The sequence below is a fragment of the Glacieibacterium sp. genome (assembly GCF_965200405.1).
Classification (GTDB): Bacteria; Pseudomonadota; Alphaproteobacteria; order Sphingomonadales; family Sphingomonadaceae; genus Glacieibacterium.
In genome coordinates this window covers 3283365-3302967 of record NZ_OZ241356.1, presented here as the reverse complement: position 1 = coordinate 3302967, position 19603 = coordinate 3283365, and the positions used below count along the sequence as shown (strand labels likewise).

At 66.4% G+C, this 19603-nt stretch carries 19 protein-coding genes; 11 read left to right on the top strand and 8 right to left on the bottom strand.

The genetic code is table 11. The features are described from left to right. Positions 1 to 13: 13 nt before the first annotated feature. From hpnC to hpnA, 3 genes are read right to left on the bottom strand one after another with little or no spacing between them, the layout of a single operon-like run. The gene (gene hpnC / locus ACOFKW_RS15540) at positions 14 to 832 is read right to left on the bottom strand and encodes a squalene synthase HpnC (protein WP_419815033.1); all 819 of its coding nucleotides are present in this window, start codon (positions 830 to 832) and stop codon (positions 14 to 16) included. Next, positions 829 to 1941, bottom strand: coding sequence for a glycosyltransferase (locus ACOFKW_RS15535; RefSeq protein ID WP_419816974.1), 1113 nt, complete (start codon positions 1939 to 1941; stop codon positions 829 to 831). Before ACOFKW_RS15535 ends, hpnC begins: the two co-directional genes overlap by 4 nt. Beyond that, on the bottom strand, positions 1941 to 2939 hold the full coding sequence (gene hpnA, locus ACOFKW_RS15530; RefSeq protein ID WP_419815032.1) for a hopanoid-associated sugar epimerase: 999 nt from the start codon (positions 2937 to 2939) through the stop codon (positions 1941 to 1943). The genes ACOFKW_RS15535 and hpnA overlap by 1 nt, the downstream gene beginning before the upstream one ends. 124 nt (positions 2940 to 3063) lie before the next feature. Here hpnA and ACOFKW_RS15525 point away from each other — a divergent pair, with 124 nt between their 5' ends. From ACOFKW_RS15525 to ACOFKW_RS15505, 5 genes are all read left to right on the top strand, one after another. Further along, complete coding sequence (locus tag ACOFKW_RS15525; RefSeq protein WP_419815031.1) at positions 3064 to 3495, top strand: MAPEG family protein; 432 nt, start codon at positions 3064 to 3066, stop codon at positions 3493 to 3495. A 2-nt stretch (positions 3496 to 3497) separates the two neighbouring features. After that, a complete protein-coding gene (hpnI, locus tag ACOFKW_RS15520; RefSeq protein ID WP_419815030.1) occupies positions 3498 to 4619 on the top strand; it encodes a bacteriohopanetetrol glucosamine biosynthesis glycosyltransferase HpnI in 1122 nt (373 codons plus the stop codon). A gap of 9 nt (positions 4620 to 4628) precedes the next feature. After that, the gene (hpnJ, locus tag ACOFKW_RS15515) at positions 4629 to 6050 is read left to right on the top strand and encodes a hopanoid biosynthesis associated radical SAM protein HpnJ (protein WP_419815029.1); all 1422 of its coding nucleotides are present in this window, start codon (positions 4629 to 4631) and stop codon (positions 6048 to 6050) included. A 67-nt stretch (positions 6051 to 6117) separates the two neighbouring features. After that, complete coding sequence (gene hpnK / locus ACOFKW_RS15510) at positions 6118 to 6969, top strand: hopanoid biosynthesis-associated protein HpnK (RefSeq protein ID WP_419815028.1); 852 nt, start codon at positions 6118 to 6120, stop codon at positions 6967 to 6969. Continuing rightward, positions 6957 to 7916, top strand: a complete 960-nt coding sequence (locus ACOFKW_RS15505) for a lysylphosphatidylglycerol synthase domain-containing protein (RefSeq protein WP_419815027.1) — start codon at positions 6957 to 6959, stop codon at positions 7914 to 7916. The genes hpnK and ACOFKW_RS15505 overlap by 13 nt, the downstream gene beginning before the upstream one ends. Here the strand turns inward: ACOFKW_RS15505 and ACOFKW_RS15500 are convergent. Together ACOFKW_RS15500 and ACOFKW_RS15495 are read right to left on the bottom strand one after the other, a co-directional pair. Then, on the bottom strand, positions 7913 to 8608 hold the full coding sequence (locus ACOFKW_RS15500) for a tetratricopeptide repeat protein (protein WP_419815026.1): 696 nt from the start codon (positions 8606 to 8608) through the stop codon (positions 7913 to 7915). The two genes, ACOFKW_RS15505 and ACOFKW_RS15500, sit on opposite strands and share 4 nt — an antisense overlap. Then, positions 8605 to 8826, bottom strand: a complete 222-nt coding sequence (locus ACOFKW_RS15495) for a hypothetical protein (RefSeq protein WP_419815025.1) — start codon at positions 8824 to 8826, stop codon at positions 8605 to 8607. The genes ACOFKW_RS15500 and ACOFKW_RS15495 overlap by 4 nt, the downstream gene beginning before the upstream one ends. Before the next feature lie 109 nt (positions 8827 to 8935). Here ACOFKW_RS15495 and ACOFKW_RS15490 point away from each other — a divergent pair, with 109 nt between their 5' ends. From ACOFKW_RS15490 to ACOFKW_RS15475, 4 genes are all read left to right on the top strand, one after another. Further along, positions 8936 to 9439 carry a DUF2306 domain-containing protein gene (locus tag ACOFKW_RS15490; RefSeq protein ID WP_419815024.1) on the top strand — a complete coding sequence of 168 codons (504 nt, stop codon included), beginning with the start codon at positions 8936 to 8938 and terminating at the stop codon, positions 9437 to 9439. Between the two features lie 63 nt (positions 9440 to 9502). Next, positions 9503 to 10744 carry a putative DNA modification/repair radical SAM protein gene (locus ACOFKW_RS15485; protein ID WP_419815023.1) on the top strand — a complete coding sequence of 414 codons (1242 nt, stop codon included), beginning with the start codon at positions 9503 to 9505 and terminating at the stop codon, positions 10742 to 10744. A 56-nt stretch (positions 10745 to 10800) separates the two neighbouring features. Further along, positions 10801 to 12192, top strand: coding sequence for a UdgX family uracil-DNA binding protein (locus ACOFKW_RS15480; RefSeq protein ID WP_419816973.1), 1392 nt, complete (start codon positions 10801 to 10803; stop codon positions 12190 to 12192). Positions 12193 to 12252: 60 nt separating this feature from the next. Then, entirely contained in the window at positions 12253 to 12561 is a 309-nt protein-coding gene (locus ACOFKW_RS15475) for a hypothetical protein (RefSeq protein WP_419815022.1), read from the top strand. 103 nt (positions 12562 to 12664) lie between these two features. Here ACOFKW_RS15475 and ald read toward each other — a convergent pair whose 3' ends face one another. Further along, positions 12665 to 13762, bottom strand: a complete 1098-nt coding sequence (ald, locus tag ACOFKW_RS15470; protein ID WP_419815021.1) for an alanine dehydrogenase — start codon at positions 13760 to 13762, stop codon at positions 12665 to 12667. 188 nt (positions 13763 to 13950) lie between these two features. On the opposite strand from ald, the gene ACOFKW_RS15465 reads away from it, so the two are divergent. Then, positions 13951 to 15864, top strand: coding sequence for a potassium transporter Kup (locus ACOFKW_RS15465; RefSeq protein WP_419815020.1), 1914 nt, complete (start codon positions 13951 to 13953; stop codon positions 15862 to 15864). A 157-nt stretch (positions 15865 to 16021) separates the two neighbouring features. Then, the gene (locus tag ACOFKW_RS15460; protein ID WP_419815019.1) at positions 16022 to 17824 is read left to right on the top strand and encodes an EAL domain-containing protein; all 1803 of its coding nucleotides are present in this window, start codon (positions 16022 to 16024) and stop codon (positions 17822 to 17824) included. 55 nt (positions 17825 to 17879) lie between these two features. Here ACOFKW_RS15460 and ACOFKW_RS15455 read toward each other — a convergent pair whose 3' ends face one another. Together ACOFKW_RS15455 and ACOFKW_RS15450 are read right to left on the bottom strand one after the other, a co-directional pair. Then, entirely contained in the window at positions 17880 to 18635 is a 756-nt protein-coding gene (locus ACOFKW_RS15455; RefSeq protein ID WP_419815018.1) for a TIGR02186 family protein, read from the bottom strand. After that, positions 18632 to 19549, bottom strand: a complete 918-nt coding sequence (locus ACOFKW_RS15450; protein WP_419815017.1) for a sulfite exporter TauE/SafE family protein — start codon at positions 19547 to 19549, stop codon at positions 18632 to 18634. Before ACOFKW_RS15450 ends, ACOFKW_RS15455 begins: the two co-directional genes overlap by 4 nt. Positions 19550 to 19603 lie beyond the last annotated feature (54 nt).

Sequence of the window (19603 nt, the reverse complement as noted above, 5' to 3'; positions counted from 1 at the left end):
CGTTCCTCCTCGGTCACTCGGACGCTCCCAGCATCTGGCCGATAACGGCGCCGATCGTCAGACGCAGGGTCGCCAGGCGGCCGTGATGGACCCTGTCGCGCAAGGGATCGCGGTCATGCAACCGCTGGTTGAGGCTGGTCGCGAGGCGGTGGATGACCGCGACCTCCAGCGACAGGCGGCGGCTGTGGAGCAGGTCGGCAAAGCCGCTCGAATCGCGCAGGAGATCGTCGGTGGCCTGGACCATGCGGCCCAGCACGATCCGCAGGCTGGCGGGCGAGCGCGGCCCGCCTAGGCTTGCGACCGGCACCGCGCCGGAGGCCAACCAGTCGGCCGGGATGTAGATCCGGTTCAGGTCGCGGTAGTCGTCACGGCAATCCTGGACGTGGTTGATGATCTGGAGGGCGGCACACAGCGCGTCGGAGGCGGGCCAGGTGGCGCGATCCTCGCCGTGGACGTCGAGGACGAAGCGCCCGACCGGCATCGCCGAGACGCGGCAATAGCCGATCAGGTCCGCCCAACTGGCGATGCGCGGATTGGTGGCGTCGCGGCGAAAGGCCTCGAGCAGCGCGAGCGGGTGGCGGGCGTCCATGCCACGCGTCGCCAGCACGTCGCGTAGGGCGACGGCGGGAGGGCTGGTTTCCGCTTCGCCGACCAGGCTGGCGCGCATCGCCTCCAGCTGCGCCAGCTTGTCGGTCGGGGACAGGCCGATGTTGTCCGCGATGTCGTCGGCGGTCCGGGCGAAGCGGTAGAAGGCCATGATCGGCCGGCGGTGCTTGCGGGCGATCAGCCACGAGGCGACTGGAAAATTCTCGGTGGTGGCGGTGCGAGTCATGGCTGGAGCAGCGCCTGGCTGCGGCCCTTCCACTGGCCGCCGCGACCGCGCCAGACCTGCAGCGCCGAGACCAGGGTGTACCAGCCGTAGATCGCCGCGATCAGCGGCAGCGCGATACCCCATAGCGGCGACTGGCCGTAGAAGCGCAGCATCGGCTGGAAGGATAGCGCCATCAGCAGCCAGGCGATCACGCCGCCGATCTGCCCGGCCAGCGTCAGCAGCGGTGGCAGCAGGAAGACCAGCGTTAGGCCGACCAGCGTGCCCGCGAGCAGCAGCGGCGAGTAGCGCAGTTGAGCATAGGCGGAGCGCGAGATCATCGCGCCGATCTCGCCGATGCGGCCATAGTCGCGCAAGCTGAGCGAGCGCCGGGTCAGCGCCAACCGGATCGGGCCTTGGCGCTTGAGCAATTCGCCGAGTGCGCAGTCGTCGATGATCGCGCCGCGGACCGCGCCGATGCCGCCGGCGCGGGCCAGCGCGGCTGCATCGACAAACATGCAGCCGCCGGCCGCCGCAGCGACCCGCCCGGGCCGGTTCACGGCGCGGAACGGGAACAGCATCTGGAAGAAGAGCACGAACGCCGGCACCAGCAATTTCTCGGCAAAGGTCCGGCACTGCAACCGCGCCATCAGCGAGACCAAAGCCAGTTGTCTGGGCGCTGCCATGCCGGCCAGCGTCCGTAGCGTGTCGGGCGCGTGGGCGATGTCGGCGTCCGTCAGCCATAAATAATCGGGCGAGCCGGCCTGTTCGATGCCCTGCGACAGCGCCCATAGCTTGCCGGTCCAGCCGTGCGGCAGGGGGCCGCCGGTCAGTACCGTCAGACGCGGGTCACCGTCCGCAGCGATCCGTGCCACGAACGCGGTACCGTCGTCGCTGTTGTCGTCGACGAGGATGACGCGGAACTCGCCGGGGTAGTCCTGTGCGACCAGGCTGGCGACGGCGCGCCCGACGACGGCGGCCTCGTCGCGTGCCGGGACCACGGCGACGACCGACGGCCAACGCGCCAGGTCGACCGGCACCGTGTCGTCGCGCTGGTCCGCCAGCCAGAAGCCGTCACGGAACGCCAGCATCCCGGCCCAGATCACCACAACCGACAGTGCGAGCCACGCGATCAAGCGATCATCCCCTGCGCCCGGAACCAGGCCAGCGCATCGCCCAGCGCGTCCTCGAAGGGGCGGGCGGTGTAGCCGAGTTCGGCGGTCGCCTTCGCCGAGGTGAAAAACATGTGGTGCCCCGCCATCCTCAGCGCATCGACCGTCAGGAACGGTTCGCGTCCGGTCAGCCTTGCCGCGAACTCGGCTGCATATGCCAGCGGAAACAACGGCCCGCGCGGCAAGCCGAGGGTCGGCGCGCGGCGACCGGTCAACCGGGCGATCACCCCCAGCATGTCGCGCAACGACACGTCTTGTCCGCCGAGGATGTAGCGCTGGCCGATCCGGCCCCTCTCCAGCGCCAGCACATGGCCACGTGCGACATCGTCGACATGGACGAGGTTGAGGCCGGTATCGACGAACGCCGGGATGCGCCCGGTCGCGGCCTCGACGATGATCCGCCCGGTCGGGGTGGGCCGCACGTCACCGGGCCCGATGGGGGTGGAAGGATTGACGATGACGGCGGGCAGGCCCCGCGTCTCGACCATCGATTCGACCAGTCGTTCGGCAACCACCTTGCTGCGCTTGTATGCGCCGATCGCGGCCTCGGCGGTCAGGGGGACGGTCTCGTCGGCGGGAACGGTGCCGAGGCCGACGGTCGCGACGGAGCTGGTGTAGACGATGCGCTTCACCCCGGCCGCCAGCGCGCTCGTCATGACCGTGCGGGTGCCGGCCAGATTGTTGCGGACGATCTCCTCGGGGTCGCGCGCCCACAGCCGGTAGTCGGCGGCGACGTGGCAGACGCCGTCGACCCCCGCCATTGCAGCGGCGACGGCGTCGGGATCCATGATGTCGCCCGTGACCAACTCGCCGTCGAAGCCGGCCAGGTTGGTCCGTGGGCTGGACGTCCGGACCAGGGCGCGGACCCGGTAGCCGGACCGGGCCAACTCGCGCGCCACCGCCGCGCCGACGAAGCCGGCCGCGCCCGTTACGAGGATCGTTTGAGACGCGTCGGCCATTCCGATCACTTCTGGCGGGCAGAAGCGCCGGGCGTCAACGCTTCATCGCCGGTACGCCCTATCGGCGCAGTTGCCGCGCGCCCGCCGCCATGCTCAAAAGTCGTCGGGCGACAGGGAGAAGACAGTGACCATAGCGATACTCTGGCCGACGCTGGCACTGGTCGCGCTGATCTTCGCGGTGCTGATCACGATGGCGGTGCAGCGCCTCGGCTACATCAAGCGCAACCCGCCTGCCGCGACCGATTTCGCCAGCGCCGATTCGGCGGCGCGCTATTACCAGCCGGTGGCGCGGGCCGGCGACAACTACGTCAACCTGTTCGAGATGCCGGTGCTGTTCTTCGCGCTGGTGCCGCTGCTGCTGATCTTCCACCATGCCGGGCATGTGCAGGTCGCGCTGGCCTGGATCTATGTCGCGCTTCGGCTGGTCCACAGCATCATTCATATCGGGCCGAACAAGGTGCCGCAGCGTTTCGCCGTTTTCCTCGTGTCGTGCATCGTGCTGGCGGTGATGTGGGTCGGCTTCGGCATCGACATGGCAGGCGCGTCGGCGCTCTAGCCTTGGCCGAGGTTGCAGGCTGGCTGGCGCTGGCGCTCGGCGCAGCGGGGGTCGTCTATCAATTGGCGACGGCGGCGCTGGTCGGGCGGCGGCTGGGCGTCGCGATGGCGCCGGGCCGGCCGGGGGTGACCATTCTCAAGCCGCTGCACGGGGCGGAACCCAGATTGCTGGCGAACCTGTCGACCTTCGTGGCGCAGGACTATGCCGGCCCGGTCCAGATCATTTTCGGGGTGCAGAACGCCGGCGACCCGGCGATCAAGGCGGTCGAGGCGCTGCGGGCGGCGAACCCCGATGCCGACAGCACGCTGGTCGTCGACGGGACGAGCCACGGCAGCAACGCCAAGGTTTCCAACCTGATCAATATGCTGGGCGCCGCGCGGCACGATGTGCTCGTGCTCAGCGACAGCGACATGGTGGTTGAGCGTGGCTATTTGGCACAACTGATCGGCGAGCTCGGCACGGCAGGCGGGGTGGTGACCTGCCTCTACCGCGGCCGCGGCGATGCGGGGGCCTGGTCCCAACTCGCCGCGATGGGGATCAGCTACGGGTTCCTGCCGTCCGTCGTGCTTGGCCGCGCGCTGGGTCTGGCGGAGCCGTGCATGGGGTCGACCATCGCCATCCGCCGCGACACGCTCGCGGCGATCGGTGGGCTCGAGAGTGTCGCGGATGTCCTGGCGGACGATTATGCCATCGGCGCCGGCGTCCGCGCGCTCGGGCTCAGGGTCGAAGTCTCGGGCGCCGTCCTGACCCACGCCTGCAGCGAGGCGAGCTTCGCCGAACTCGCGCGTCACGAACTGCGCTGGAATGCCACCATCCTGCGACTCGATCCGGGCGGCTTCATCGGCTTCGGCTTGATGAACCCGCTGCCCTTTGCGATCGCCGCGCTGGTGCTGGGTGCCGATCTTTTGAGCATCGTGCTGCTCGTTTCGGCGCTGGCGTCGCGGCTGTTGGTCGCAATCCGCGCAGACGGGCATGGCGGCGAGCGCGCCGGGCCGCTATGGCTGCTGCCGATCCGCGACCTGCTGTCGTTCGTGCTGTTCGTCGCGACGTTTTTCAGCCGGTCGGTGGACTGGCGCGGCACCCGCCTCGACGTGGCGCGTGACGGGCGATTACGACGGAGCTAAGATCGATCCATGCGCAGTTTGTTTCTCCAGGCTCCTTCCTTCGACGGCTATGACGGCGGCGCCGGCGCGCGCTACCAGATGAAGCGCGAGGTGAAGTCCTTCTGGTACCCGACCTGGCTGGCCCAGCCCGCCGCACTGGTCGAGGGCTCTAAGCTCATCGACGCCCCCGCCCACAACCTCAGCTTCGCCGATATCGAGCATGAGGCGAAGCAGCGCGACCTGCTGGTTCTCCACACCTCGACGCCGTCGTTCAAGCAGGACGTCCGCACCGCCGAGATGATGAAGGCGCTCAACCCCGACCTCAAGATCGGCATGATCGGCGCCAAGGTCGCGGTCGACGCGCAGGGCAGCATGGCGGCGTCGGAGGCGATCGACTTCGTCGCGCGCAACGAGTTCGATTTCACCATCAAGGACGTTGCCGACGGCGTGCCGTTCGCCAGCATCAAGGGCATCAGCTACCGAAATTCGTCGGGAGTGATCGTCCACAACCTCGACCGCCCGGTGCTCGAGAACATGGACTCGCTGCCGTGGGTGACGCCGATCTACAAGCGCGACCTGACCATCGAGAATTACTTCGGCGGCTATCTGCTGCACCCGTACATCAGCTTCTACACCGGCCGCGGCTGTAAATCGCGCTGCACTTTCTGCCTGTGGCCGCAGACTGTCGGCGGGCACAACTACCGCACGCGCAGCATCGAGCACGTCATCGGCGAAGTGAAGTATTCGATGAAAGCCTTTCCGAACGTTAAGGAATATTTCTTCGACGACGACACGCTGACCGACAATGCGCCGCGCGTCGAGGCGCTGGCCCGCGAACTCGGCAAGCTCGGCGTGACCTGGTCGTGCAACGCTAAGGCCAACGTCCCTTACTCGACGCTCAAGGTGATGAAGGAGAACGGCCTGCGCCTGCTCCTGGTCGGCTACGAGAGCGGCAACCAGAAGATCCTGATCAACATCAAGAAGGGCCTGCGCACCGAAGTCGCGCGGCAGTTCACCAAGGATTGCCACGCGCTCGGCATCGTCATCCACGGCACCTTCATCCTCGGGCTGCCCGGCGAGACGCGCGAGACGATCGAGGAGACGATCAACTACGCCAAGGAGCTGAACCCGCACACCATCCAGGTGTCGCTGGCGGCGCCGTATCCGGGAACGTTCCTGTACAAGCAGGCGACCGAGAATGGCTGGTTCGACAATTCGGCCGACCTGCTGACCGAGGACGGCGAGCAGATCGCCCAGCTCAGCTACCCGCACCTGCCCGCCGCCGAGATATTCGACGCGGTCGAGGACTTCTACCGCCGCTATTACTTCCGGTTCTCCAAGATCAAGGACATCGTCTGGGAGATGCTCCGCGACTGGAACATGATGAAGCGCCGCCTGCGCGAAGGCGTCGAGTTCTTCCACTTCCTGCGCCACCGCAAAGAAGCGGCTTGATCTACCCCTCCCCTCCAGGGGAGGGGCGAGAGACGGCGCAGCCGGCCCGGGGGTGGGTCTTCCTCCGATGAATGCGCCTCGTCACCTCATCGTCACCGCCGACGACTTCGGCGCGCACCCCGCGGTCAACGAAGCCGTCCAGATCGCCCACCGCACCGGCATCCTCACCGCCGCCAGCCTGATGGTCGCCGCGCCCGGTGCTGACGACGCCGTGGCGCGCGCGCGTACGATGCCCAGGCTGGGGGTCGGCCTGCACCTCGTCCTGGTCGAGGGCCGCCCGGCGCTGCCGCCCGAGCGCATCCCCGACCTCGTCGATGCCCACGGCAACTTCCGCACCAACATGGTCCGCGCCGGGGTCGAGATGTTCTTCCGCCCGACCGTCCGCCGCCAGCTCCGGGCCGAGATCGAGGCGCAATTTGCTGCCTTTGCCGCAACCGGCCTGACCCTCGACCATGTCAACGCGCACAAGCACTTCCACCTCCACCCGACCATCGCCGGGCTGATCCTCGACATCGGCCGGCGCTACGGATTGAAGGCCGCGCGCGCTCCGATCGAACCCGGCGCGGTGCTGGCGCAGGTCGAGCCCGGCACCCGCGCCGTTGACGGGGTGACGCTGCCCTGGGCGAAGCTGGTCCGCCGCCGCTTTCGCAACGCTGGGGTCATGGTCCCCGACCAGGTCTTCGGGCTCCACTGGTCCGGCGCGATGACCGCCGACCGCGTGAACGGCATCCTCCGTCACTTGCCGCGCGGCGTCACCGAACTCTACACCCACCCCGCGGTTCATGATGACTGGACTGGCCATGCTCCCGACTACGCCTATGCCGCCGAGCTCGCTGCCCTTACCGATCCGCGCGCAACCGCGATCATTTCCCAGCAGGGCATCGCCCTGAGCAACTTCAAAGACCTATGCGCCTCCTGATCCTCCTCCTCACCGTCGCCGGGCTGTTCGCCGCGGTCGTGATGGTCGGGTCGGTCGGCGTCGGCCCGGTGCTCGCCGCCGTCCGTGCTATCGGTGCGCTCGGCTTCGTGGTGCTGTGCCTGTGGTCGGTTCCCGTCCTGACCATCCTTGGCCTCGCCTGGCATGCGGTCGCCCCGGGCCAGCCGCGCAGCAGCATCCCGGCTTTCGTCTGGGCTCGCACCGTCCGCGAAGCCGCAACCGATGTCCTGCCTTTCTCGCAACTCGGCGGACTTGTAGTGGGCGCCCGCGTCCTCACCGCCCGCGGCGTCCTCGACCGCATGACCTACGCCTCGATGACCGCCGACCTCACTACCGAGATGGCGTCGCAACTGGTCCTTACCCTCGCCGGGGTAGCGGTGCTCGTCACCCTGGTCGCGGGCAATGGCGACGCCGGGATCGTGCGCCTGGCTTTGGCCGGGCTGGGTGTCACCGCAGTGGTGATGGTCGCCTTCGCGCTGGGACAGGGTCGCGCCATCGACTTCGCCGCCAAGCTCGGCGAGCGGTTGTTGCCGGCGTCGGGAGCCTCGCTTCGTGGCATGCGCGCTGAACTCGCCGGTATCTACCGCCGCCGCCCGGCGTTGCTGCGGTCCTTCATATTCAATCTTCTCGCCTGGGTGGCGAGCGCGGCCGGCGCCTGGATCGCGCTGCGCTTCATGGGCGTCGACCTGCCGCTCTGGGCCATCCTGACCATCGAGAGCCTGATCTTCGCCGTCCGCAGCGCAGCCTTCGTGGTTCCCGGCGCGCTGGGCATCCAGGAGGGCGCGTACCTGCTGCTGGCCCCGTTGTTCGGCCTGGACCCGCAGGCGGCGCTTGCCCTGTCGTTGCTGAAGCGCGCGCGCGATCTCGCTATCGGCGTGCCGGCGCTGCTCGCGTGGCAGGTCGGTGAAGGCCGGCGGCTGGTGTCCTAGCGGCGCTGGACTTTCGCCAGCAGCACCTCGACTTCGCCACGTCGCCCCGCATCGGCGACCAGCTGGCGCGGGTCGCGGGGAGCGGCAAGGGCGCGGCGGAGCACACCTTCGGCCTTGGCTGGATTGCCGCCGCTGACCAGGAAATCGCCATAAGCGAGATTTGCCGCCAGCCCGTCGGGTGCGATGGCCAAGGCTCGCTCAAGATAGGCGCGCGCCTTGACGCGGTTGCCGAAGGCTATCGGAAAGCCCGGAACCTGGTAGAACAGCGTTCCAAGCTGCGAGAGCCCAAGCCCGTGGCATGCCTTTGGATCGATCCGCTCGGCCTGCTCCAGCACCTGCCGGGCCGCCTTGACCAGTCCGAAGCCGGCCAATCCGCCGACGACGCCGGCCTTGCTGGTCTGCAGGACGCCGCTCCAGACCAGCGGCTCCGCCCGGGCGGGATAACGCTGGCTCAACGCCGCGGCACGCGCGATCAACGGGTCGAGGGCCGCGACCTGCGCAGCTTGGCCCTTGACCTGGAAGTTGGCGACCGCCCAGCCGCTTTCGAGGCGACCAATCTCATCGGCGAGCTGCGGCTGCGCCGAGACGGTAGCGGGGAACAGCGCGACCATCACGATCAGGCCGGTGATCAATCGCGTCGCGGAGCGGTGGAGTCGGACTCCGGTCCGGTCGAGCCAAGCCGAAAGCGTCAACGCGGCTGGCGCACCGTGTCGCGGGTATCGAGGCTTTCGGCGTACTTCTTGATCGCGTAGCCGCCGATCAGCGCGCCGAGCATGCCCATCGGGCCCATGCGCTTCAGTACGAACGGCAGCGCCGCGCCGGCGACGGTACCGAGAGAACCGGCTCGCGCGCCGCCGATACGGTTGCCGATCGCGCGGCCGGCGACGGCGGAAATGATCTTGCCCAGCATGCTATGGCTCCTTTGCCGGAACAATCGCCCGCGTCCGACGAGGTTCCCTAGGATTAGGAATGGCATCCACCGGCCATCCGGGCAATCATGGCGTCAGCGGAGGGCGGTAATGGCGAGTGTGGCTGCGGCCGGCGGCAAGGCATGGCACGAGAGACTGTTGCCGGACCGTGCGCTGGCCTGGGCGGCGCTGGCGCTGCTGGCTTGCGTGCTCGCGGCGCTGTTCCGCGGGAGGGCCCAATTCGCCACCGTGCCGACGGTGGTATGGCCGCACCTGCTGACGATCGTGCTGGCGTTGGCGCTGACGCCGGTGATGCTGCTGCGGCGGAAGGGCGATACGCGGCACCGGGTGCTCGGCTATATCTGGGTCGCAGCGATGTTCGGCACGGCGGCGTTGAGCTTCCGGATCCGCACGGCTAACGGCGGCTTCAGCTTCATCCACATCCTGTCGATCTGGACGGTGATCCAGGTACCGTTGATCGTCTGGCGGGCGCGGCAGCACAATATCGTCGGGCATCGCCGCAGCGTCCGCGGCATGGTCGTCGGGGCGTTGCTGATCGCCGGCTTCTTCACTTTTCCGTTCGACCGGCTGCTCGGGCATTGGTTGTTCGGTTAGAACGAGTTGCGCGTGACCCGACGCCGCATTGCCAGTGCGGAGCTTAGAACATAGACGGTACGAGTGGCCCATCTCGACACCAAAGCCAAGTTGGCGATTCTTGCCGATGCGGCCAAATACGATGCCTCGTGCGCGTCGTCGGGGACCTCCAAGCGTAATTCGGTAGGCGGTTCCGGCGTCGGATCGACAGAGGGCATGGGTATCTGTCACAGCTATGCGCCGGATGGGCGATGCATCTCGTTGCTCAAGATATTGCTGACCAACTCGTGCATCTTCGACTGCCATTATTGCATCAACCGCAAGTCGTCGAACGTGCGGCGGGCGAAGTTCACCGTCGACGAGGTCGTCCGGCTGACACTGGCGTTCTACAAGCGCAATTATATCGAGGGCCTGTTCCTGTCGTCGGGAATCATCGGCACCTCGGATTATACGATGGAGCAGCTGGTCAGGGTGGCGCGCACGCTGCGGCTCGACCATGATTTTCGCGGCTATATCCACCTGAAGACCATTCCCGATGCCGATCCGGCGCTGCTGGAACAGGCGGGGCTGTATGCGGACCGGTTGTCGATCAATGTCGAGCTGCCGACCATCGAGGGGTTGACGCTGCTGGCGCCGGAAAAGGATGCCGGGCGGATCCGGGTGGCGATGGGCGGGCTGAAGGCAAGCATCGCCGACAACAAGGACGCGCGCGCCAAGTACCGCAGCGCGCCCAAGTTCGCGCCGGCTGGCCAGTCGACCCAGATGATCGTCGGTGCCGATGCAGCCGACGACAGCGCCGTCGTCGCCAGTGCTTCGTCGTTGTACGGCAAGTTCGGGCTGCGCCGGGTCTATTACAGCGCCTTCTCGCCGATCCCGGACGCCAGTGCGGTGCTGCCGCTGGTCCAGCCGCCGTTGATGCGCGAGCACCGGCTGTACCAGGCGGATTGGCTGATGCGCTTCTACGGCTTCGGCGTCGGCGAGGTGCAGGACGCGACCGACAGCGGGATGCTGCCGCTCGATATCGATCCGAAGACCGCTTGGGCGCTGAAGAACCGCGATGACTTTCCGGTCGACGTCAATCGGGCGCCGCGCGAGATGCTGCTGCGCGTGCCGGGGTTGGGCGTCAAGTCGGTCAACGGCATCCTGCGGGCGCGGCGGCAGCGGCGGCTGGAACTGGCCGATATCGGTAGGTTGACGCGCGGGATCGAGAAATTGCGGCCGTTCATCATCTGCTCCGACTGGCGGCCGGTGGCGCTGAGCGACCGTGACGATCTGCGGCCACGGCTGGTCAAGGTCGAGCGGTCGCAGCTGGAGCTGTTCGCCTAGCGGAACCGATCGTGGTGCAGTCCGCTATCGCACCACCCTATCGACAGGAGCAGCGCCTGCGCACCGTTACCCTCGCCGCCCCGGACGATTTCGACGGCTGGCGCGACGCGGCTCGGAGCCTGGTCGCCGAGAACGTTCCGCCGAGCCAGGTGGTGTGGCGGGTCGCGGGTGACGATGGCGACATGCTGGGCGGCGACGATACACCCGGCGGACCGACGCAGCCGAGTTTCCGCGTCCCCAAGGCCTTCATCGACATGGCCGGGCGCGTCATCTGCAACGTCCACCCCGAACGGTTCGCGCTGCTTCACGCCGCGTTGGCACAGCTGCGGACACGGCCGAAGCTGTTGGAGGACCAAGCCGACCCGTTGGTCAACCGCTTGTACCTGCTCGACAAGGATGTGCGCCGCGACGTTCACAAGATGCGCGCCTTCGTGCGCTTCCGCGAGGTACCGGACCCCGACGGCGAGCGCTTTGCCGCCTGGTTCGAGCCCGAGCATCATATCGTCCGCCGCAACAGCGGCTTCTTCGTGCGGCGCTTCGCCCAGATGCGCTGGTCGATCTTGACGCCGCTGGCCTGCGTGCATTGGGATACCGAGACGCTGGTCTTCACGCCTGGGGCGGTCAAGGCGGACGCGCCCGACGGCGACCCGATCGAGGCGACGTGGAAGACCTATTACAGCAACATCTTCAATCCGGCCCGGCTCAAGGTTAATGCGATGACCAAGGAAATGCCCAAGAAATACTGGAAGAACCTGCCCGAGGCCGAGTTGATTCCCGACCTGATCGCAGGCGCGGCGGGGCGGACCCGGACGATGATCGCGGACAGCAACGACGGCGCCGTGGCGGTGCCGGCGGCGGATATCCCGACCCTGCGGGCAGAGGCGATGAGCTGCACCCGCTGCCCGCTTTACGCCCCGGCGACCCAGACGGTCTTCGGCGTCGGGCCGACGGATGCACGCCTAATGTTCGTCGGCGAGCAGCCTGGCGACCAGGAGGATCTGGCGGGCAAGCCCTTCGTCGGTCCGGCTGGCCAGTTGCTCGATCGGGCCCTGGCGCAGGCCGGGATCGAGCGCGCGACCACCTATGTCACGAACGCCGTCAAGCACTTCAAGTTCGAACAGCGTGGCAAGCGCCGCATCCACTCCAAACCAGGCACCGGCGAGATCGAGGCCTGCAAATGGTGGATCGAGCAGGAGCGAGCGCTGATCAAGCCGGCGGTCACTGTGGCGCTGGGGGCGACGGCGGCACGTTCGTTGACCGGCAAGACAGTGACCATCTCGAAGGAGCGGGGCAGGGCGATGACGCTCGCCGATGGTTCGGAGCTGTGGATCACCGTCCACCCGAGCTTCCTGCTGCGGATCGAAGATCGCGCCGCGGCCGACCTCGAGTTCGACCGTTTCGTTGCGGACCTGACGCTGGTGCGCGAGCGGCTCGCCTCGTTGTTATAGGTTCATGCAGCCATTTCGTTGCGGCGTTGTTGTGCAGTCCGACCAACAAGGAGTCGCACGATGAACATGAAACTGACCGCTCTCGTCGCCGCCGTGATCTCGGTCGGTGTGGCCGTTCCCGCGGCTGCCGCGGTGAACGCGCGCCAGCTCAACCAGGAGCGCAACATCGACGCCGGACTGCGCAGCGGCAAGCTGACCCGCGGTGAGGCGCGCACACTGAAAAGCGAGATTCGTGCGATCGAGTTCCAGAAGGCCAAGTTCGAGCGCGACGGTCATTACACCAAGCGCGAGAAGGCGATCATCCACCGCCGCCAGGATGCCGTCGCCCACCGCATGGACCGCCTGAAGTCGAACGGCCGCCGCGGCTAGTCCACCCGAGCCAGACAGTATCGAGGGGCCGGTGCGAAGGCGCCGGCCCCTTTTTCGTGGGATCAATCGAAGGCGGCGGTCTCGATGGTCCCGTCCGACTGGCTCAGGCGACGAATTCCAGATCCAGCGCTTCTGCTACGGCCGCATGGCGGATCTTGCCGCCGGCGACGTTGAGCCCGGCGGCGAGGTGCGGGTCCGCTGCCATCGCTGCCTCGGCTCCGAGCTTCGCCAACCGCAGCACGAACGGCAGCGTCGCGTTGTTGAGGGCGAAAGCCGAGGTCCGCGCCACCGCGCCGGGCATATTGGCGACGCAATAGTGGATGATGCCGTCGACGACATAGACGGGATCCTGGTGCGTCGTCGCATGGCTGGTCTCGAAGCAGCCGCCCTGGTCGATGGCGATGTCGACCAGCACGCTGCCCCGCTTCATCAGCTTGAGCATGTCGCGGGTGATCAGCTTGGGCGCCGCTGCGCCGGGGATCAGCACGGCACCGATGACGACATGAGCGCCGCCCAGCATTGCCGTGATCGCGGCCTTGGACGAATAGACGGTCTTGACCCGGCCCTCGAACATCTCGTCGATCTCGGCAAGGCGGCTGGTCGAGATATCGTAGATCGTCACGTCGGCACGCATTCCGACGGCCATCTGCGCGGCGTTGATGCCAGACACGCCGCCGCCCAGGATCGCGACGCGAGCGGGTGCGACACCGGGGACGCCGCCGAGCAGGATGCCGCGACCGCCTTGTTCCTTCTCGAGATAGTGCGCCCCGACCTGCACCGACATCCGGCCCGCGACCTCCGACATCGGGCGCAGCAGCGGCAGGCCGCCGCGCGCCTCGGTGACGGTCTCATAGGCGATGCAGGTCGCACCCGACGCCATCAGTGCCCCCGCCTGTGGCTTGTCGGCAGCGAGGTGGAGGTAAGTGAACAGCGTCTGCTCCGGTCGCAGCATGGCGCATTCGTGAAGCTGCGGCTCCTTGACCTTGACGATCAGCTCCGCCGCCGCGAACACGGCTTCCGGCGTGGCGGCGATCTCGGCACCCGCCGCGCGGTAGTCGTCGTCGCTGAAATCGATCCCCATGCCGGCGCCGGTCTCGACGGTGACGCGGTGGCCGGCCCCCGTCAGCTCGGCGACGGAGGAGGGCGTCAGGCCGACACGATATTCATGAATCTTGATCTCTCTGGGGACACCGACATGCATCAATCTTCTCCGATCACGGGATGGTCGCGCCTATAGCGCTTTCGCCAGCGGCCCGCCACGTTGCGGGGGTCGCATACCCGTGCTAACGCGCGCCGCTTGACGTGGGGCTTGTGGTCGAATGACATCGTGATGGTCCGCGTCGAAAGGCCCTGCGTCCGCTTGGGCGCAATGTACGTTAGATTTTATCGATGAGTGCCACCGCCCCCGCCGCGACGCTGCCCGATGCGCGTGCAGTCAATCATCATGCGCCGCAATCGATGTCCAAGCTGGCGCTGGGCGCCATCGGCGTGGTCTTCGGCGATATCGGTACCAGCCCGCTGTACGCGTTGAAGGAGACTTTCACCGGGCATCACCCGCTGACCGTCGACCGGCTGCACATCTTCGGCGTCATGTCGCTGATCTTCTGGACGATGACGATCATCGTCACGATCAAGTACATCCTGCTGATCCTGCGCGCCGACAACCGAGGCGAGGGTGGTTCGCTGGCGCTGCTGGCGTTAATCAACCGGATGACACCGGGGTCGAGCTGGTCGCGCGGGCTGGTCCTGCTCGGCGTGCTGGCGACGGCGCTGTTCTATGGTGACTGCATCATCACCCCGGCGATCTCCGTCCTGTCGGCGGTCGAGGGCCTGATCGTCGTGCAGGCCGGTTTTGCGCCGCTCGTCATGCCGCTGTCGATCGGCATCCTGATCGGGCTGTTCCTGCTGCAGGCACGCGGCTCAGCCAAGGTCGGCGCGCTGTTCGCGCCGATCATGGTGGTCTATTTCCTCGTCATCGCGGTGATGGGCGTCAATTCGCTGATCGCCAATCCCGAGATACTGGCGGCGCTCAATCCTTATTGGGCGATCCGCTTTTTCGAGATCGATCCGCGCCTGAGCTTCCTGGCGCTCGGTTCGGTCGTGCTGTCGGTAACCGGAGCCGAGGCGCTGTATGCCGACATGGGGCACTTCGGCCGCAAGCCGATCCAGCGCAGTTGGCTGTTCTTCGTGCTGCCGGCGCTGCTGCTCAACTATTTCGGCCAGAGCGCGCTGCTGCTCGGCGATCCGTCCAAGGTCGAGAACCCGTTCTTCCTGATGGCTCCCGACTGGGCGCGCCTGCCGTTGGTCATCCTGGCGACGATGGCGACGGTCATCGCCAGCCAGGCGGTCATCTCCGGCGCCTATTCCGTCACCCAGCAGGCCGTTCAGCTCGGCTTCCTGCCGCGTCTCAAGATCAATCACACCAGCGCCAGCGCCGCGGGCCAGATCTACATCCCGCTGGTCAACTGGGTGCTGCTCGGCATGGTCATCCTGATCGTGGTGACCTTCAAGAACTCCAGCAACCTGGCATCGGCGTACGGTATCGCCGTGACGGGCACGATGTTCATCACCACCTGCATGATGGCGGTGCTGGTCTATCGCGTCTGGCATTGGGGCCGCTGGTTGTCGGGCCTGGCGATCGGGACGTTCCTGATCATAGACCTGGCGTATTTCAGCTCCAACCTGACCAAGATTCCCGACGGTGGCTGGTTCCCCCTGCTGGTCGGTGCGATCGTCTTCACCTTCCTGACGACCTGGGCCAAGGGGCGTCACCTGATGATGCTGCGACTGCGCGAGAGCGCGATGCCGATCGAAGTGTTCATCAAGTCCGCCGCGACCGCTGCTACCCGCGTCTCCGGCACTGCTGTGTTCATGACCAGCAGCGCCGTTGGCGTTCCCCATGCGCTGCTTCACAACCTCAAGCACAACAAGGTTCTGCACGAGCGCATCATGATCCTGACCGTGCTGATCGACGAGGTCCCCTATGTCGATGACGAGGATCGTCTCGAAGTGCGCGATCTCGGCTCCAACTTCTATCGGATCATCATCCGCTACGGTTTCATGCAGGAGATCGATATTCCGGCAGTTCTCAAGACCGTCGAGAATTGCGGTCCCAAGCTCAAGATGATGGACACCAGCTTCTTCCTGGCGCGCCAGACCCTGCTCGCCAGCGACCGCCCCGGCATGGCGATCTGGCGCGAGAAGCTGTTCGCCTGGATGCTGCGCAACGCGGAAACCGCGATGGAGTTCTTCAAGCTGCCGACTAACCGCGTGGTCGAGCTTGGTTCGCAGGTCGAGATCTAGGGCGCGAGCTCTGGCCGGCTCGCGTTTCCGTAGACAAACGTCGGCTCCTAAGATTATCTTAAGTCAATTGGCGCAGATGTTTATCAGGGGGCTGTAAAGCAGCGTGTCCTGGAAACGTAGGAACCCGTTGCTCAAGCTTCAAAACGTCATTCTAGAGATGATCGCGAAGGGTGACAGCTTGGTGGCGACGATGACGCGGCTGTGCGTCGAAGTCGAGGAACTGGTACCAGGCTCCATTTGCAGCATCCTGACGGTGGACGCTGCCGGCGTCATCCATCCCATTGCCGCGCCCAGCCTGCCACAATCCTATTCGGCGGCGCTCGAAGGTGTCGTGATCGGTCCGGAATGTGGTTCGTGCGGAACGGCAGCGTATACTCGCAAGGCGGTGGCGGTCTTCGATATCGCTACCGACCGTCGCTGGAGCGCGTTCAAACACCTGGTCATTCCATTGGGACTGCGGGCTTGCTGGTCTAGCCCGATCATCGGCGTGGACGGCAGGCCGGTCGGCATGTTTGCTTTCTACTATCGGTCCTGTCGTGGCCCGACATTGGACGAGGAAAGTGTCGTGCAGCGGTGTTTGAACCTCTGCGCGATCGCGCTCGATCGTCACCAGCATATCATGGAACTGGAACGCCGCGTCTTCGAGGATGCGCTGACCATCCTGCCCAATCGAGCCGCCTTCAATGATGCACTCGTCGCGCTGGACAGTTGTCCCGGCCGCGATTGGGCCTTGTTCATTGTCGATCTCGACAATCTCAAGGACACGAACGACACCTTCGGCCACCGCGCCGGCGACTGGCTGTTGAAGATCGCCAGTCGTCGGATCGCGGCAGCCGCTGCTCCCGATCGCACCTTTCGCATCGGTGGCGACGAGTTTGCCATCATACTCGAGTCCACCGGAGCGTTGCAGGATCTCGAACACACTGCTGAGCGCATCCTCGCCGTGCTTGCAGAACCTGCCGATTGCGGCGGTCATGTCGTCGCTCCACGCGCGACGATCGGCGGCGCGGCGCTGTCGGCCGAGGAGCGCACCGTCAGCAGCGTCCGCCAGAGCGCCGACTTTGCCTTGTACCACGCAAAGGAAGTCCGCCGTGGCGGCTTCATGCGCTATCGTCCCGAGCTTGGCACCAACATCACGCGGCGGCTGCGTTCGATCAGGGATGTCGGCACTGCGTTGCGTGAGAATACGCTCGATGCCTTTTATCAGCCCGTGGTGCGTCTCGACACGCGTGACATAGTCGGCCTCGAGGCGCTGTGCCGGATGAACCTCGATGGCGAGGTCCTTCCTGCCTCGCTGTTTCACGAGGCGACCAAGGACGTCCAGGTGGCCGCCGACCTGACCGCGCGCATGATGGCGCTCGTTGCCGCCGACGTCCGGACCTGGCTCGACATGGGCATCCCGTTCCAGCACGTCGGCATCAACGTGTCGTCCGCCGACATGCACAGCGGTATGCTGGAGGAGGTGCTGACCGACGCGTTCGAGGCCGAGAACGTGCCGCTCAAGCACGTAATCCTGGAGATCACCGAAAGCGTCTACATGGACGACAGCCGTCGCGCCGTACCCAAGGCGATCGAGGCGCTCCGGGCGAAGGGGTTGAGAGTCGCACTCGATGACTTCGGCACCGGCTTTGCCTCGCTGACCCATTTGCTGACCGTGCCGATGGACATCATCAAGATCGACAAGAGCTTCGTCGATCGGCTGGCATCCACCGATGCCAGCCTGGCGATCATCGAGGGACTGATCGGCATCGGTGAGAAGCTCGACGTTCGGGTCATTGCCGAAGGCGTCGAGACGGAGGATCAGGCGCGCCTGCTGCAAGCGGCTGGCTGCAAGCTGGCGCAGGGCTATCTTTTCTCGCAGGCCGTCGATCGGCACAAGACGACTGCGCTGCTTCTCGACTGCGCGCAAAAGCCGGCGCGCCACGAGGCCGCTCCGTTTCCTGCTATCGCCTCGCGATAAGAATCGCTGCAGCGGCGATCTCCGAATGGTGACGGGCGAGCTGACGACTCGCCGTTTACCGCCTGCGGACGACCAGCCCCGCGATCCAGCCGGCAAACAGGGCTAGACCGACCGCGACCAGCCCATAGAGCAGCGAAAAGCGCTGTGAAAACACATAGACCCAGCGTTCGAAGCCCGACTTGTCGATGGTGATCGGGGTTTCGGAGCGGGCGATGACCTTGCCGTGGCGGATCAGGAATATCTCGGCGGAATAGTTGCCGACCGGCACGGCGCTCGGGATGGCGATGCGGGCGCGGTACAGGACGTTCTGGGTGACGCCGACGTCGCCTTCGTGCTCGGCGAACAGGCCGGTACGGCGGCGCAGGTCGATCAGGCCGCGCTCGAACTCCTCGGTCTCGCTGGCATTGTTGCCGCTGGCGGGCGAGAGCTGGAGATTGTCGACGCCGATCTCGTAGATCGCGGCCGTGCGCTCGTCGACCAGGCTGCGGATCGGGGCGGAGGTGGCGACGGCATAGAAGCCGGGCGTGGTCTCGAACCGCACCGAGCGGGTGTTGATCCAGATGCCGGCGACGCGATCCTTCTTGCGCAGGGTGATGGCCTGGGCCGGGCCGCGGACCACGACCGCCAGCCCGGGCACCTCGTCGGGCACGCCGCCCGCCGGATACTGGATCGCGCCGAAGACCAGCAGCTCGGCACCGCGGAAGGTGTAGATGATGTCGATGCGGCGCTGACTGATGTCGGTGATAAGTCGGATCGGCGCCGCGCCGACGCACGCCAGCCACAGCAGCAGCAGCAGCGCCGCGACCCTCATGCCGGGCCGAAAATCGTGAACAGCTCCGCCGGTCGCCAGGTCAGGCCGATGGCGAGGCGGATGGCGACCGCAACGACGATCAGCGCCAGGAACAGCCGCAGCTTGTCGGGCTTGAGCCGCTGCGCCGCCCGCACGCCGAACTGCGCCCCCAGCACGCCCCCGGAGAGCAACAGGATCGCCAGGACGATATCGACGGTCTGCGACTCGACCGAGTGCAGGATCGTCGTCGCCGCGGTGACGAAGATGATGTTGAACAGGCTGGTCCCGACTACCACGCCGGTCGACATGCCGAGCAGGTAGATCATCGCCGGCACCATGATGAAGCCGCCGCCGATGCCCATGATGACGGTCAGGATGCCGACGACGATGCCCAGCCCGAACGGCGCCAGCGGCGAGATGTACAACCCCGATTTGTAGAAACGCATCTTCCACGGCAGCGCGGCGATCCACGGGTGATGCGGGTGCAGGCGCCCGGTGACCGGCACGCCGGAGCGGGAGCGGCGCAACTCCGCCAGCGCCTCCTTCAGCATCAGCCCGCCGACGCTGCCGAGGAACAGCACGTAGATGATGTTGATCGTCACATCGATCTGCCCGAGCGACTGCAGCGCCGCGAACAGCACCGATCCAAGCCCGGCGCCGACGAAACCACCGGCGATCAGCACGCCACCCATCTTGAAATCGACGCCGCCACGCCGCCAATAGGCCAGCGCACCCGAGACGCTCGCCCCGGTGATCTGCGTCGCCGATGTCGCCACCGCGATCGCCGGCGGGATGCCGTAAAAGATCAGGAGCGGCGTCGTCAGGAAGCCGCCACCAACCCCGAACATTCCCGACAGGAAGCCGACCAGCGCCCCCAGCCCGACGATCACGAAGACGTTGACCGACATCTCGGCGATGGGGAGGTAGATGTTCATAGGCTGCGCCGGACGATAGCCGCACGGCCTGCGAAACGTAACCCGTTTAGCCGC

Coding starts and splice junctions, on each gene's coding strand:
- hpnJ (WP_419815029.1), top strand. CDS start 4,629: ATGCGCAGTTTGTTTCTCCAGGCTCCTTCCTTCGACGGCTATGACGGC.
- hpnC (WP_419815033.1), bottom strand. CDS start 832: ATGACTCGCACCGCCACCACCGAGAATTTTCCAGTCGCCTCGTGGCTG.
- ACOFKW_RS15465 (WP_419815020.1), top strand. CDS start 13,951: ATGAGTGCCACCGCCCCCGCCGCGACGCTGCCCGATGCGCGTGCAGTC.
- ald (WP_419815021.1), bottom strand. CDS start 13,762: ATGCATGTCGGTGTCCCCAGAGAGATCAAGATTCATGAATATCGTGTC.
- hpnK (WP_419815028.1), top strand. CDS start 6,118: ATGAATGCGCCTCGTCACCTCATCGTCACCGCCGACGACTTCGGCGCG.
- ACOFKW_RS15505 (WP_419815027.1), top strand. CDS start 6,957: ATGCGCCTCCTGATCCTCCTCCTCACCGTCGCCGGGCTGTTCGCCGCG.
- ACOFKW_RS15460 (WP_419815019.1), top strand. CDS start 16,022: ATGATCGCGAAGGGTGACAGCTTGGTGGCGACGATGACGCGGCTGTGC.
- ACOFKW_RS15475 (WP_419815022.1), top strand. CDS start 12,253: ATGAACATGAAACTGACCGCTCTCGTCGCCGCCGTGATCTCGGTCGGT.
- ACOFKW_RS15490 (WP_419815024.1), top strand. CDS start 8,936: ATGGCGAGTGTGGCTGCGGCCGGCGGCAAGGCATGGCACGAGAGACTG.
- ACOFKW_RS15450 (WP_419815017.1), bottom strand. CDS start 19,549: ATGAACATCTACCTCCCCATCGCCGAGATGTCGGTCAACGTCTTCGTG.
- hpnA (WP_419815032.1), bottom strand. CDS start 2,939: ATGGCCGACGCGTCTCAAACGATCCTCGTAACGGGCGCGGCCGGCTTC.
- ACOFKW_RS15495 (WP_419815025.1), bottom strand. CDS start 8,826: ATGCTGGGCAAGATCATTTCCGCCGTCGCCGGCCGCGCGATCGGCAAC.
- ACOFKW_RS15455 (WP_419815018.1), bottom strand. CDS start 18,635: ATGAGGGTCGCGGCGCTGCTGCTGCTGCTGTGGCTGGCGTGCGTCGGC.